General features: G+C 68.6%; 14 protein-coding genes. 11 read left to right on the top strand and 3 right to left on the bottom strand.

The window, feature by feature from the left end; genetic code table 11:
• The first annotated feature begins 152 nt into the window (after positions 1–152).
• Both AJAP_RS39340 and AJAP_RS39335 read left to right on the top strand, forming a co-directional pair.
• On the top strand, positions 153–1343 hold the full coding sequence (locus tag AJAP_RS39340) for an RtcB family protein (RefSeq protein WP_038521118.1): 1191 nt from the start codon (positions 153–155) through the stop codon (positions 1341–1343).
• Between the two features lie 62 nt (positions 1344–1405).
• Positions 1406–1777, top strand: a complete 372-nt coding sequence (locus AJAP_RS39335; protein ID WP_037336230.1) for a hypothetical protein — start codon at positions 1406–1408, stop codon at positions 1775–1777.
• Positions 1778–1850: 73 nt separating this feature from the next.
• On the opposite strand, the gene AJAP_RS39330 is transcribed toward AJAP_RS39335, so the two are convergent.
• A complete protein-coding gene (locus AJAP_RS39330) occupies positions 1851–2993 on the bottom strand; it encodes an MFS transporter (RefSeq protein WP_038521115.1) in 1143 nt (380 codons plus the stop codon).
• Between the two features lie 208 nt (positions 2994–3201).
• Between AJAP_RS39330 and AJAP_RS39325 the strand changes: the two genes are divergently transcribed.
• On the top strand, positions 3202–4644 hold the full coding sequence (locus tag AJAP_RS39325; protein ID WP_038521112.1) for a catalase: 1443 nt from the start codon (positions 3202–3204) through the stop codon (positions 4642–4644).
• A gap of 433 nt (positions 4645–5077) precedes the next feature.
• The gene (locus AJAP_RS39320) at positions 5078–5608 is read left to right on the top strand and encodes a hypothetical protein (protein ID WP_038521109.1); all 531 of its coding nucleotides are present in this window, start codon (positions 5078–5080) and stop codon (positions 5606–5608) included.
• Between the two features lie 102 nt (positions 5609–5710).
• On the opposite strand, the gene AJAP_RS39315 is transcribed toward AJAP_RS39320, so the two are convergent.
• Entirely contained in the window at positions 5711–6757 is a 1047-nt protein-coding gene (locus tag AJAP_RS39315; RefSeq protein WP_038521106.1) for an alpha/beta hydrolase, read from the bottom strand.
• Between the two features lie 147 nt (positions 6758–6904).
• Here AJAP_RS39315 and AJAP_RS39310 point away from each other — a divergent pair, with 147 nt between their 5' ends.
• The 6 genes from AJAP_RS39310 to AJAP_RS39285 all read left to right on the top strand — a co-directional run bounded on the left by AJAP_RS39310 (position 6905) and on the right by AJAP_RS39285 (position 11122).
• Positions 6905–7480, top strand: a complete 576-nt coding sequence (locus tag AJAP_RS39310; RefSeq protein ID WP_038521104.1) for an NADPH-dependent FMN reductase — start codon at positions 6905–6907, stop codon at positions 7478–7480.
• A 138-nt stretch (positions 7481–7618) separates the two neighbouring features.
• Positions 7619–8041, top strand: coding sequence for an organic hydroperoxide resistance protein (locus AJAP_RS39305; RefSeq protein ID WP_016337902.1), 423 nt, complete (start codon positions 7619–7621; stop codon positions 8039–8041).
• Positions 8042–8099: 58 nt separating this feature from the next.
• Positions 8100–8576 (top strand): Dps family protein, encoded by a 477-nt coding sequence (locus AJAP_RS39300; protein WP_038521101.1) that lies wholly within the window; start codon positions 8100–8102, stop codon positions 8574–8576.
• 124 nt (positions 8577–8700) lie between these two features.
• A complete protein-coding gene (locus AJAP_RS39295) occupies positions 8701–10074 on the top strand; it encodes a glutamate decarboxylase (protein ID WP_038521098.1) in 1374 nt (457 codons plus the stop codon).
• Between the two features lie 60 nt (positions 10075–10134).
• Positions 10135–10761 (top strand): TIGR03085 family metal-binding protein, encoded by a 627-nt coding sequence (locus AJAP_RS39290; RefSeq protein ID WP_038521096.1) that lies wholly within the window; start codon positions 10135–10137, stop codon positions 10759–10761.
• A 133-nt stretch (positions 10762–10894) separates the two neighbouring features.
• Positions 10895–11122 (top strand): 2-hydroxymuconate tautomerase, encoded by a 228-nt coding sequence (locus AJAP_RS39285; RefSeq protein ID WP_228695035.1) that lies wholly within the window; start codon positions 10895–10897, stop codon positions 11120–11122.
• Positions 11123–11135: 13 nt separating this feature from the next.
• Here AJAP_RS39285 and AJAP_RS39280 read toward each other — a convergent pair whose 3' ends face one another.
• Positions 11136–12980 (bottom strand): prolyl oligopeptidase family serine peptidase, encoded by a 1845-nt coding sequence (locus AJAP_RS39280; RefSeq protein ID WP_038521093.1) that lies wholly within the window; start codon positions 12978–12980, stop codon positions 11136–11138.
• 39 nt (positions 12981–13019) lie between these two features.
• Here AJAP_RS39280 and AJAP_RS39275 point away from each other — a divergent pair, with 39 nt between their 5' ends.
• Positions 13020–13700 (top strand): methyltransferase domain-containing protein, encoded by a 681-nt coding sequence (locus AJAP_RS39275; RefSeq protein WP_038521090.1) that lies wholly within the window; start codon positions 13020–13022, stop codon positions 13698–13700.
• Positions 13701–14160 lie beyond the last annotated feature (460 nt).

Below are 14160 nucleotides of genomic sequence, written 5' to 3'. Positions count from 1 at the left end.
TCGAATACGATCGAAGACTTCGGGATGAACATCACCCCGGCGCGCGTCGTCGCATGTGGACTGTCCATTGTGGAGCGGATAATTGCCTTGTCCGGTTCGCCCGATCGGTGCATTCTCGACGACGACAAAACGTTTTCCACGAAAGGAAAGTCATGTACACGGCGGTCGAAGGCTCGCGGGTTCCGATCCGGATGTGGGCGGACCCCGCATCGGTCGAGGACCAGGCCATGCGACAGCTGCACAACGTCGCCAACCTGCCGTGGGTGCACGGCGTCGCGGTCATGCCCGACGTCCACTACGGCAAGGGCGCGACCGTCGGCAGCGTGATCGCGATGCGCGACGCGGTGTCCCCGGCCGCCGTCGGCGTGGACATCGGCTGCGGGATGAGCGCGGTGCGGACCTCGCTCACCGCCGCCGACCTGCCCGACGACCTGCTGAAGCTCCGCCGCCGGATCGAATCGGCCGTCCCGGTCGGGTTCGGCCTGCACAAGACCCCGGTGAACCCGGCGAAGGTGCACGGTGTCGGTGGCTGGGACGCCTTCTGGAAGTCCTTCGGCGACCTGCATCCCGGCGTCCAGGAACTGCACGACCGCGCGTCGCGCCAGATCGGGAGCCTCGGCGGCGGCAACCACTTCATCGAGGTCTGCCTCGAACAGGGCGGCGAGGACGAAGGCCGCGTGTGGCTGATGCTGCACTCCGGTTCGCGCAACATCGGCAAGGAACTCGCGGAACGGCACATGGCCGTCGCGCGGAAGCTGCCGCACAACGCGGATCTGCCGGATCCGGACCTCGCGGTGTTCGTCGCGGGCACGCCGGAGATGCAGGCGTACCGGCGCGACCTGTTCTGGGCGCAGGACTACGCGGCGCGCAACCGCGCCACCATGGTCGCGCTCGTGAAGCAGGCGCTGAAGGACGTCGTGCCGCAGACGACGTTCGACGACGCGATCAGCTGCCACCACAATTACGTCGCCGAGGAGACCTACGACGGTGTCGACCTCCTGGTGACCCGCAAGGGCGCGATCCGCGCGGGTTCGGGTGACCTCGGGATCATCCCGGGCAGCATGGGCACCGGTTCGTACATCGTGCGCGGCCTCGGGAACGCGTCGTCCTTCCAGTCCGCGTCGCACGGCGCGGGCCGCCGGATGTCGCGGAACAAGGCCAAGAAGCTGTACACCGCCGAGGACCTCGCCGCGCAGACCGCCGGCGTGGAATGCCGCAAGGACTCCGGCGTGGTGGACGAGATCCCGGCCGCGTACAAGGACATCGAAACGGTGATCAAGGCGCAGACGGACCTCGTCGAGGTGGTCGCGCACCTCAAGCAGGTCGTCTGCGTGAAGGGCTGAAACGTGGGTGGTGTGGCGGGGAACCCGACATACCACCCACGTTCCTCGCTACTGTGGTCTTCATGAAGAGGTTGGGAATCGCGGCGCTACTGGCGGCCGCCGGACTCGCGCTGGCGGGCTGCAGCGAGGTCACGAACGCCGTCGATCAGACGAACAAGGCCGCGACGAAGGTCGGTGCCTGCGCCGAGGCGCTCAGCCTCGCCGACCTCAATCCGGACCCGGCGACGATCAAGGAACGTGCCGCGGACAAGGAGAAGCGGCTGCGTGAGCTGGCGAACAGCGTCGGCGAGCAGAACGTCGCGAGCGCGCTCACCGGCATGGCCGACTCGTACCTGCAGGTGCAGAAGGAGAACATCCAGGACGCGGGCAAGATCGCGGACTGGACCAAGCGCAACCTCGACCGGCTCGACGCCCTCCGCAAGGTCTGCGCCTAGCCCCCTCTCGCATTTCGTCCTCTGAATGCGGTAGTTGGTATCGCCAACGACCGCGTTCAGAGGACGAAACGCGTCAGGAGGAGGTGAGCGCGGGCACCCGGGCGGGTGTCCGGGACCGGCGCCAGAACAGGCCGACCGAAGCGATCGCCAGCGCGCCCAAGGCCGAGGCCGTGAACCCCCAACCGGGGCTCGAATGGTCGATCACGAACCCGATGATCGGGCTCCCGATCGCCAATCCGATCCGGCTCGCCGCGTCCAGCAGGCCCATCGCCTCGCCGCGCACCCGCGGCGGCGCCGCCGCGCTGACCGTCTCGGTGCTCGCCGCGAGCGTCGGCGCGCACAGCACGTTGCTCGGGAAGAGCACGATCGCCAGCAGCCACCACGGGTGGTCGATCAGGCCGACCGGCAGCGTCAGCACCGCGAGGAGCACCATCAGCGTGCCCTGCGAAAGCGACCGCCGGACCGCGCCGTGGATCGCCCCGCCGAGCACGGACGCGACGCACATGAACGTGATCAGCAGTCCGGACCAGGCGATGTCCCCGCTCGCGCGCAGCGTCGCCAAGGCGGCGAGCTCCATGCCGACCAGGCAGAACAACGCGCCCGCGGCGATGAACATCGCCATCACGAGCCGTCCGGTGAGCCAGCTCCGCACGGGCGGCCGCTCCCCGCTGAACACCTCGGCGTCGGCTTCGGCGCGGATCGGCGGGTTCTGCCGGTAGATCAACGTCGCCGAAAGCGCGAAGCAGACCCCGATACCGGTGAGCGCGTAGACCGCGGGGAGTTGCGTGATCGCCATGATCCCGGCCGACGGCCCGATCATGAACGACGCCTCCACCAGGATCGTGTCCAGCGAGTAGGCCGCTCGCCGCTGCTCCAGCGGCACGAGCGCGGTGAGCACCAGCCGCGCGAGCGTTCCCGCGGGCACCGACAGCACGCCCGCGGGGAGCGCGACCGCGAGCAGCACCTGATACGGCAGATGCGGCGCGCTGATCCAGAACGTCGACGAGGCCACCCCGCAGATCGCGACCACCGGGCGCAGCCCGTAGCGGTCGACGTACCGGCCGACGAGCGGTGCCCCGATCGCGCTGCCGAGGGTGGTGGCGGCGCCGATCAGCCCGGCCGCGCCGTAACCGCGGCCGAGGTCGTTGACCACGTACAGCGTCATCGTCACGCCCATGGCCGTCATCGGGAGCCGGGCCAGGAACATCAGCAGCATCGAGCTGGGAACTCCGGGCACGGCTAACACGCGACGATACGGAGCGAGGGCCATGGAACCGATGAGAACGTAACTTGGTACGCGCGTGCAAGTTTTTTTCGCGAGGTACGGGTCACCCGGTCCGGGGGGTTTTCTTGACTGATTCCAGAATAGGCGAGAGGGTGGGTGGTGACTGACCGCTCACCACCACGAACCAGGAGGCACCGGCGTGACCCTGCCGACCACGAACAACGTGGGCATCCCCGTCGCGAGCGACAACGACTCCCTGACGGTAGGCGCCAACGGCCCGATCCTGCTCCAGGACCACTACCTGATCGAGAAGAACGCCCAGTTCAACCGTGAACGCGTGCCGGAGCGCGTCGTCCACGCCAAGGGCGGCGGTGCGCACGGCTTCCTCGAGGTCACCGAGGACGTCAGTCAGTTCACGAAGGCCGCGCTGTTCCAGCCCGGCGTGCGCACTGAGAGCCTGGCCCGCTTCTCGTCGGTCGCCGGCGAGAACGGCTCGCCCGACACGTGGCGCGACCCGCGCGGCTTCGCGGTGAAGTTCTACACCTCCGAGGGCAACTACGACCTCGTCGGCAACAACACCCCGGTGTTCTTCATCCGCGACCCGATCAAGTTCCCCGACTTCATCCACTCGCAGAAGCGCCGCGCCGACAACCACCTGCGCGACCACGACATCCAGTGGGACTTCTGGACGCTGCGGCCCGAGTCCGCGCACCAGGTCACCTGGCTGATGGGCGACCGCGGCATCCCGTCGAACTGGCGGGAGATGGACGGCTTCGGCTCGCACACCTACCTGTGGGAGAACGCCGGCGGCGAGAAGTTCTGGGTCAAGTACCACTTCAAGACCGACCAGGGCATCGGCTACCTGCCGCAGGCCGACGCGGACCGCATCGCGGGCGAGGACTCCGACTACTACATCCGCGACCTGTTCAAGAACATCAAGCAGGGCAACCACCCGAGCTGGACGCTGTACGTCCAGGTGATGCCGTACGCCGAGGCCGCGGACTACCGCTTCAACCCGTTCGACCTGACCAAGGTGTGGCCGAAGGGCGACTACCCGCTGATCAAGGTCGGCCGCTGGGTGCTCGACCGCAACCCGGCGAACTACTTCGCGGAGATCGAGCAGGCCGCGTTCGAGCCGTCCAACCTGGTGCCGGGCATCGGCCCGTCGCCGGACAAGATGCTGCAGGGCCGCCTGTTCGCGTACCCGGACGCGCACCGCTACCGGATCGGCGCGAACTACACGCAGCTGCCGGTCAACGCGCCGAAGTCCCCGGTGAACAGCTACTCGCGCGACGGTGCGATGCGCTACAACAATCCGGGCGACCCGGTGTACGCGCCGAACTCCTACGGCGGCCCGCACGCGAGCGCGGAGATCGCCTCCGAGACCGCTTCGGGCTACGGCGTCGAGGACGAGGTCATCCGGTCGGCGTACAAGCTCCACGCCGAGGACGACGACTTCGGCCAGCCGGGCACGCTCGTCCGCGACGTGATGGACGACGCGCAGCGCGAGCGGCTCGCGAACAACATCATCGGCCACGCTTCGAACGACGTCTCCCGGCCGGTGCTGGAACGCGTCTTCGAGTACTGGCGGAACGTCGACAAGGACCTCGGCGACAAGGTCGCGGACGCCTTCCGCGAGTAGAAGGACCTCTTTCGAGAGGCTGCTCCCACCACGGAACGCCCCCGGTGCCCGCACCGGGGGCGTTCTCATGTCCCCACTCGCATGTGAAGCCAGAAGGTGGCGTGGCGTGCGTGGGGGACACCCCGAGTGGAGCAGTGCGACACGCCTGTCCGACGGAGTGATGAAGCCAAACGATCACCGTTTACACCGCTGTGGGTGAACGAGCCGCTCCACGGTGGAGATCGGTCACAGGTGGTCATAAATCGGCGGGAAAAGGATGATCTTCAGGGGGAAGCACAAGATTTCGACGTTAATCAATTGCGGGGGTCTTCCCCGGGAATGAATCCGGCACGTAAGGGTTAGAAAAGTGTTCCAACCGGTGATCGGGTGGTGTTCGGCCGATACGGCGGGTATCGATTTACCTCGTCAGGTCCCAGAGGCCAGGAGGTAAGGAATGAAAGGCAACATTGCCCGGATGATTGCCGTGGTCGCCACCGGCAGTCTGTTGGCGGTGGCCTCGGCCGGCGCCGCGACGGCTGGTACCGATGGTGGAAAGGGTTCGTCGAACACGCAGGCGCTCGCCGCGCAGGTGCTGCAGATGCGGGACGGCCTCACCAAGGTGGCCTACACCGGTGACGTCGCCAAGACGCGGGCGGACTTGGACAAGCTGAGCCCCGTCCTCGGTGACATCGCCGCGGGCAAGCGCTACCAGATCCAGACCGAAACGCAGAAGCTCGGCGACCTGGCCCAGGGCCGCTCCGTCGAGTCCAGCAGGCTGCTGGCCGACCCGACCGCCAAGGCGCGTCAGCTGCCGCCACTGCCGGTGCCGATCCCGTCGCTCCCGGACCTTCCCGGACCGCTGAAGATCGTCAGCGACCTGGTGAAAGCCCTGCTCACGGCGGTAACCGGCATTCTCAGCGGGCTGCTCGGCGGACTCCCTGTCCCGCCGCTTCCGGTACCGCCGGTACCACTTCCCACGCCCTAGGAGACCGAGGGAGTCGTCCGGTTCCGCCGTGCAGGGCGGCGGGCCACGAAATGGGGGCCGGGGCCCGGGTGGGGACATTTCTCCCCATCCGGGCTCTGGCCGTCACCGGGGCGCGAGGCCCACTCGCAGGGCTCCCGCCGCCTCGGCCGTCGCCTCCCGGAACCGCCGTCCGACGCCGAGGAAGTTGAGGTACCCGTGGATCAGGTCCGGCTGGCGGCTGAGCGCCACCGGCACCCCGGCCTTCCGCAATTTCTCCGCGTACGCCTCGCCCTCGTCGCGCAACGGATCGAATCCGGCCGTCGCGATATACGCGGGCGGTAATCCGGAAACGTCGCCGTGCAACGGGGAGAGTTTCGGGTTGTACAGATCGGTGCCCTTCGGCACGTAATGTCCTTCGAACCAGGTCATATCCGAATCGGTGAGGAACAGGTCCTCCGCGAACAATTCCCGGGAGCGGCGGCGCACGGTGAAATCGGTCGCCGGATAGAACAGCAGCTGGAACGCCGGGATCCCGCCGCCGCGTTTCACGGCCTGCTGCGCCGTCACCGCGGCGAGGTTCCCGCCCGCGCTGTCGCCGCCGACGGCGATACGCGCCGGATCGGCCCCGAGGTCCCTCGCCTTCGCGTAGGCGTACTCGAACGCCGCGATCGCGTCTTCGGTGGCGCCGGGGAACCGCGTCTCCGGCGCGAGCCGGTACTCCACCGAAAGAACCCGCACGCCCGCCTGTTTCGCCAGGTAGCGGACGCTGTTGTCGTGGGAGGCCCGGCTGCCGACCACCCAGCCCCCGCCGTGGAAGAACACCAGCAGCCCGGACGGATCCGGCAACCCGGCCGGGGTGTAAAGCGTGGCCGGCACGTCGCCGTCACCCGTGGGGATGAGCAGTTCCCTGGTGGCGACCGGCTCGATCGTCGGCCCGCTCACCAGATGCCTGCTGGCCAGGAGCATGCTGCGCGACTCTTCGACGCTTCCCCGCACCAGCGACGCCTTCGCCAGCTTCTGCAGGCGGAGTAGGAGCTGGGCGTCCAACGCCAGCTCCTGACCGTCCAGGCGGAGCGGCGGCCCGGCGATGGCCCGTCTGACCGGCTTCGGGAGCCAGAACGCCAGCTGTGAAAACGCGGCCTCGGCACGGATCTGGAGCGGTATCGCCATGCTTCCTCCTGGGGGCTTCCGGTCAGGTTACTTTCGAGTAGGTATGCCGTCCAGCGGGACCGGGCCCGTTGCGGCGAACGGGTGTGACGCAGGCCTCCGTTCCAGATCCTGGTCCTCCACTTAAGTAGAGGGGTTAGCCTCGAAAGCGTGACTTCGACGAATTCGGTGCATGTCCTCGGTATCGGCGGCTCTCTGCGGGAGGGCTCGCAATCCGAGCGCGCGCTGCGGATCGCCCTCGGCGCGGCGGCCGAGGCCGGAGTCACCACTGAGCTGATCTCCGGGCCCGAACTGGTGTTGCCGTTCTACGACACCGCGTTGGACGAGAGGCACGAGCGCGCCACCCGGCTGGTCGAAGCGATCCGTCGTGCCGACGGGATCGTCGTCGTCTCGCCCGGTTACCACGGGGCGCTGTCCGGCCTGGTCAAGAACGCCCTGGACTACGTCGAAGACCTGCGCGACGACGCCCGCCCGTATCTCGACGGCCGGGCGGTCGGTCTCGCCGCCGTCGCCTACGGCTGGCAGGCCGCGGTCACCACGCTGGAGCAGCTGCGCACGATCACGCACGCGCTGCGCGGTTGGGCCACCCCTTTGGGTGGTTCGATCAACACCGCGGAGACCAAATTCGACGAAGCCGGCGGCGCCTCGGACGAGAAGAGCGTCCGCACGCTCCGCCTGATCGGAAGCCAGGTCGCCGAGTTCGCGCTGAGTCGCGCCGGTCACTAGTCGTTTGCTCCGGTCGTCGTCCGGGTAATTCCCGGACGTGATGCCTGCCATGGGGTGGCAAGGTTTCGCGGTTGCGGGACGTTGACACCGAAGAGACGCTCAACGGGGCGTGTCTTGAGACCAGAAGGTAGGCGAAGAATGGCTGAGGCTCTGTACACCGCTGTGGCCACCGCTCGCGGCGACGGCCGCAACGGTGAGGTCACGTCTTCGGACGGCGTCATCGACGAGTCGCTGGCGATCCCGAAGGAGATGGGCGGCCCCGGCGGGGACAAGACGAACCCCGAGCAGCTCTTCGCCGCCGGTTACTCCGCCTGTTTCCACTCCGCGCTGCAACTCGTCGCGCGCCAGGCGAAGGTGACGCTGGACGGCTCCACCGTGACCGCCGAGGTCAGCGTGCTCAAGCAGGGCGCGGGCTTCGGTCTCGGCGTGGCACTCAAGGTTTCGCTGCCCGGCCTGGAGCAGGCGCAGGCCGATCAGCTCGTCGAGCAGGCGCACCAGGTGTGCCCCTACTCGAACGCGACCCGCGGCAACATCGAGGTCGCCCTGTCCGCGACGGTCTGATCCCGTCCGCGGCAGGTCCATTCCCGAACCGACTGATTTCTGAAAGGAAGACCGAAAAATGGGCAAGTCTCCGATCCAGAGTCCGTTGAGCGAAGCCGACAAGGAGATCACCGGTAACGCCTTGCAGGCCACGCTGGTCGATCTGGTGGACCTGTCGCTGATCGCGAAGCAGGCCCACTGGAACGTCGTCGGCGCGAACTTCCGCAGCGTGCACCTCCAGCTCGACGAGCTGGTCGACACCGCGCGCCAGTACGTCGACGAGGTCGCCGAGCGCGCCAACGCCATCGGTGTCTCGCCGAACGGCCAGGCGAAGGCCGTCGTGGAGAGCTCCGGCCTGCCGGACTACCCCGACAACTGGCAGTCCGTCGAGTCCACGGTCGCCGCGATCGTCGGCATCCTCGCGGCGCTGATCGAGCGGTTGCGCAAGCGCATCGACGAGACCGACAAGAGCGACCTGGTCACCCAGGACCTCATCATCGCGATCACCCAGGAGCTCGAAAAGGCGCACTGGATGTGGCAGGCGCAGCAGGCCTGACCCCCTCCGGTCCCGAATGCAATGAAAGGTCCTTTCCTCGCAAAATTTGCGAGGAAAGGACCTTTCATTGCACGCCCCGGGCGATCGAGGTGCCACCGGCCGTGCGCCGGGCTACGTTCGACTCATGGTGCTGCACAAGGGGACCGCGTCCGATCCGGACCGCAAGACCGGGGCCAACCCGCTGTACGCCGGCGCGTATCCCGCGCTCGCCGCGAACATCCGTCTCCCGCACGACAGCCTCGCCGAAGACCCGCTCCCGCCCGACACCGCGCTCCAGCTGGTGCGCGACGAGCTGATGCTCGACGGCAACGCCCGGCTCAATCTCGCCACGTTCGTCACCACGTGGATGGAGCCGCAGGCCCGCGAGCTGATGGCCGAATGCGTCGACAAGAACATGATCGACAAGGACGAGTACCCGCAGACCGCGGAACTCGAGCGGCGCTGCGTGAACATCCTCGCCGATCTGTGGCACGCGCCCGATCCCACCGCGATCATGGGCTGCTCCACCACCGGCTCGTCGGAAGCCTGCATGCTCGCCGGCATGGCGTTGAAACGCCGCTGGTCGAAGCTGGGCCGCACCGGGAAGCCGAATCTGGTGATGGGCGCGAACGTCCAGGTCTGCTGGGAGAAGTTCTGCGAGTACTGGGAGGTCGAGCCGCGGCTGGTGCCGATGGACGGCGACCGCTTCCACCTCACCGCCGACGAGGCGATCGCCCGCTGCGACGAGAACACGATCGGCGTCGTCGCGATCCTCGGGTCCACTTTCGACGGCAGCTACGAGCCGGTCGCCGAGATCGCCGCCGCGCTCGACGGCCTGGCGGAACGCTCCGGCTGGGACATCCCCGTGCACGTCGACGGCGCTTCGGGCGCGATGATCGCGCCCTTCCTCGATCCTGAGCTGAGCTGGGACTTCCGCCTGCCGAGGGTCGCGTCGATCAACACCTCCGGGCACAAGTACGGGCTCGTCTACCCCGGCGTCGGCTGGGTGCTGTGGCGTGACAAGGACGCGTTGCCGGAGGAGCTCGTCTTCAACGTCAACTACCTCGGTGGCGACATGCCGACTTTCGCGCTGAACTTCTCCCGTCCCGGCGCCGAGGTGGCCGCGCAGTACTACACGTTCGTCCGGCTCGGCCGCGAAGGTTTCCGTGCGGTGCAACAGGCTTCGCGTGACGTCGCGACCCAGCTGGCGGACGGGATCGCCGAGCTGGGCCCGTTCCGGCTGCTGACCCGCGGCGATCAGCTGCCCGTGTTCGCCTTCACGACGAAGCCGGACGTCGAGGGTTTCGACGTCTTCGACGTGTCACGGCGGCTTCGCGAGCGTGGCTGGCTCGTCCCGGCGTACACGTTCCCGGAGAACCGGACCGACCTCGCGGTGCTGAGGATCGTGGTGCGCAACGGTTTCACCCACGACCTCGCCGAGCTGCTGCTCGCCGATCTCCGCCGTCTGCTGCCCGAGCTCGATCACGGCCCGCGACGGCGGACCGCGTTCCATCACTGAGCCGGGTGCCCTGCGTCACGCCGGATTTCCCCGGGCCCTACCGGCGCGTAACGTCGGGGTATGGGAGTCGCCGGAGACGAACGTCGTGCGTTGAGCGAGCTTTTCGAAGAGGTCGGCCCGGACGCGCCGACCCTGTGCACGGGCTGGAAGACGCGGGATCTCGCGGCGCATCTGCTGGTCCGCGAGCGGCGGCCCGACGCGGCGCCCGGCATCCTGGTGCCCGCGCTCGCTTCGTACACGCAGCGAGTGCAGGACTCCTACGCCGCCCGGCCGTGGTCCGAGGTCGTCGGCAAGGTCCGGTCCGGTCCCGCCTGGTACTGGCCGACGTCGATCGGCGCGCTCGACGAGCTGACGAACAGCGCGGAGTTCCTGATCCACCACGAGGACGTCCGCCGGGGACAGCCCGGCTGGGAACCGCGTCCCGCGGACTCCGCGCGGGACGCGGCGGCCTGGAAGTCCGCGAAGCAGGCCTCGAAGCTGAACCTGCGGAAATCACCGGTCGGCGTGATCCTGAAGACCCCCGAAGGCCGCGAAGCGCGGGTGAAGGAAGGCCCGGACACGGTGACCGTGATCGGCGCGCCGATCGAACTGCTGCTGTTCGTCTTCGGCCGCGACGCCGCCCGGATCACCTTCGAAGGCGACGCCTACGCCGTCGACCGTCTGCGGAAACACGACCGCGGGCTTTAAGTGTCCAGCGCAGGGAATCCGGCACGCATCTCGGCGGCCCAGCTTCCCGTCGGCCGCGTCGCCGGTCCGTCCGAGTACAACCCGGTACGAGGACGAACCGGCGCCTTGCCGACGGAAACCTGGATCCACCGAGATACGCACCGTATTCCCGACGCAGAACACTAGAGTTCCGGCCATGCCGATGATCAGTGTTTCGATGTTCCCCGGCCGCACGGCCGAGCAGAAGCAGGCCCTCGTGCGCGAGGTGACCGACGCCTTCGTCCGCACCTGCGGCGGAAACCCCGAAGGTGTGTGGGTGACCATCAACGAGATTCCCGCCGAACACTGGGCGTCCGGCGGGACTCTCTTCTCCGAGCGCTGACCGTTGGCCGGGGTCAGCGAAGCCCGACCGCCCGCAGCGCGAAGAACACCTCGATCGCGGTCTGCTTGATCGTCTCGGCGATCACCAGCGAACCGTGGCCCGCGTCGAACCGGTAGAACTCGAACGGGATCTCGCGCTTCGCGAGCCTGTCGAGGTAGTTCTCGACCTGCCTGATCGGGCAGCGCGGGTCGTTGTCCCCGGCGAGCACCAGCACCGGCGCCGTCACGGCCTCGACGTAGGTGATCGGCGAGCATTCCCGGTACACCGCCGGCACCGTCTCCGGCGAACCGCCGAACAACGCCCGGTCGAACGACCGGAGCTGCTCCATCTCGTCCTCGTACGCGGCGACGTAATCCGCCACCGGCACCCCGGCGATCCCCGCCGCCCAGCGCGCGGGCTGGGTGCCCAGCGCCAGCAGGCTCAGGTAGCCACCCCACGAAGCGCCGTTCACCACGCACTTCGCGGGGTCTGAGAGTCCACTTTGGACTGCCCAGTCGTGCACGGCGGCGACGTCTTCGAGTTCGGTCAGGCCAGGGCGGCCTTCGATGGCGTCGCGCCAGGCCGAGCCGTACCCGGTCGAGCCGCGGTAGTTGACCTCGACGACGGCGAAACCGGCGTCGAGCCAGACGGCGCGGTACGCGGAGAAGCGGTCCTCGTCGGCCGAATGCGGCCCACCGTGCAACGAGAAGACCGTCGGGAGCGGGCCTTCCGGCGCGTCGGCCGGCCGCGAGACCAGTGCGTGGATCTGCCCGCCGATCCCGTCGACGAACGCGTCGGTGACCGGGGCGGACTCCGGGGCACGCTCACCCGGCGGTTCGAGGAGCACCGAGTCTTCCCCGCCCGCCGTCCGCGCGCGCACCGCCGTCGGCTGCGCGGCACTGGACCACGAGTACTCGACCGTTCCGTCGGGCCGCACGCCCGCGCCGCCGATGCGGCCGGGCGGCGTGTCCAAAGAGGACAGTTCGCCGGTCGCGAGGTCGTACCGGTGCAGGGAACTGCGGCCCTGGTGGAAGTGGACGACGAGCAGCGCCCGCGCGTCGGGGTACCAGCCCGCGACCACCTCGCCGGGCAGATCCAGCTCGATCTCCTGCTCGGTGTCCGCGGCGGTGTCCCAGATCAGGAGCTCTTCGCGGCCGCGCCGCTCGTGCAGCACCAGCAACCGCTGATCGCCGGCGACCGGCGAGTACTCGAGCGCGCCGAGGCCTTTGCCCTCGCCGTCCCATTTGTCGGCGATCGTCGTGAAGCCGTCGGTCGACAGGACACGCAGCGCGGGGTGGCGCGAATCACCGTGTTCGGAGTGGGAGATCGCGAGCAGCGACTCGTCGCGGGACAGCGAGGCGATCCCGGCGTCGTCCTCGTGCTTGTAGAAGGAGGTGGTTTCGCCGTCGATATGGGCGAAGAGTTCGCTGCCGTCGTCGGTCGAGACGCCGACGGCGATCACCCGTGTGCCGATCTCGAGCCCGGCGGGGTAGCCGTCGTGGACGTCCGGCACCGCGCGCTCGGCGGCGGCACCCGGTGCGAACGGTTCGCGGACCCAGGAACCGAATTCGTCGCCGTCGGTGTCGTTGAACCACCAGATCCAGCGGCCGTCGGGGGACGGGGTGGCGTGCATGGTGCCGTTCGGCCGGTCGGTGACGCGGCGGTGCTCGCCGGTCGACCGGTCCCAGGAATAGACCTCCCAGACGCCGCTGGCGTTGGAGACGTAGACGTTCGCGTCCGGGGCGTCGATGGCCCACTCGGGGACCGAGATCCGCGGCGCGTGGAAGCGGGCCCGCCACCTCGTCTCGGCTTCGGCGTCGTCGAACAGGCGGTCCGGGACCGCCGCGGACGGATATTCAATGCCTGACTGCGTGCTCACCCCTCGATCCTGCCACCCCGGAGCCGTACTGTGTGCGGGGTGCTGGAGGGAAACGCGCCACGCGCGCGGTCCGCGCGTCAGGCGGTCGAACGGGCCGTGTTCGCGCAACCGCTGTTCGGGCCGGGGATGGGGTGCGTCGACGTCGGCTGCGGGCCGGGTTCGATCACCCTCGGTATCGGCAACGGGCACAGAAAGTCCACAGTGGACTTCTTGGTGGCGGAGGCGTGCGCGTTGCCGTTCGCCGAGGATTCGGTGGACGTGCTCTTCGCGCACGCCGTCTTCGAATACCTGAGGGAGCCGGGTGCCGCGCTCGCGGAGTTCCGTCGCGTCCTCAAACCGGGCGGCACCCTCGCACTGTCCACATCGGACTGGAGCCGGGCGCGGTTGCGACCGAAGACGGCGAATGTCGACGCCGCCCTCCGCGGCCACTATCTGCTGTGGCGCCGCGCGGGCGGTGACCCGTTCGCCGGACGTTCGCTTCCCTCGGCGGTCGCAGCCGCCGGTTTCACCGACGTACGAACGAAAACCCGCTACCGCACGGACACGACTTACCGCGCCCTGGCGACGTCCGTGGAGGCGCGGCTGGTGACGGCGCTGGAAACCGCGACGACCCCGGACCGCGACCAGCTCGCCTCGGCCGCCCGCTCGGCCTGGTCGTGGGCGCGCTCGGGGGACGGGGATTTCGCGCAGTGCTGGACCGAGTTGCTGGCGACCCGCTGAGCACTCTCTCGGCTCTGGCGACCAATGGCTCATTGGAGACACTCAGCGTCTCCAATGAGCCATTGGGAACCCCTCGGCCTTCGGCGGCCCCTCAGTTGTCCACAGCCACCCGCCGTTGTGGACTACTGACCCCGCCGGCCCCGTTTTCGCCCGGTCCCGCCGCCCCTCGGCGATACGCTGGAGCCGGGGTCGCCCCCCTGGGAGTGGCGGGGGCTGCCCGGGGCGTCGCGTGTTGCGAGCGAGTCACGTTTGCGCAGGTAGCAGGTGAGGTGTCGACCCCCGCGATCGAACAGCCGAAGTGCGTGAAGGCCCCCTTCATTGCGTCGAGCGCTAGCCCCCGGCAAAGTCGCCTATTCGCTGGTCAAGTGGGCAACGGAGGCACTCGTCACGGTGGCCTGACTCCTTCTCGACTGGCCGCAGGGGCCCCTCCAGGGTGAGCGTGCCCGATTTGAGCGTTTCG

Origin of the sequence: Amycolatopsis japonica (assembly GCF_000732925.1) — a bacterium.
GTDB classification, from domain to species: Bacteria; Actinomycetota; Actinomycetes; order Mycobacteriales; family Pseudonocardiaceae; genus Amycolatopsis; species Amycolatopsis japonica.
The sequence above is the reverse complement of the archived record's forward strand: the minus strand, read 5'-3'. Positions and strand labels throughout refer to the sequence as shown.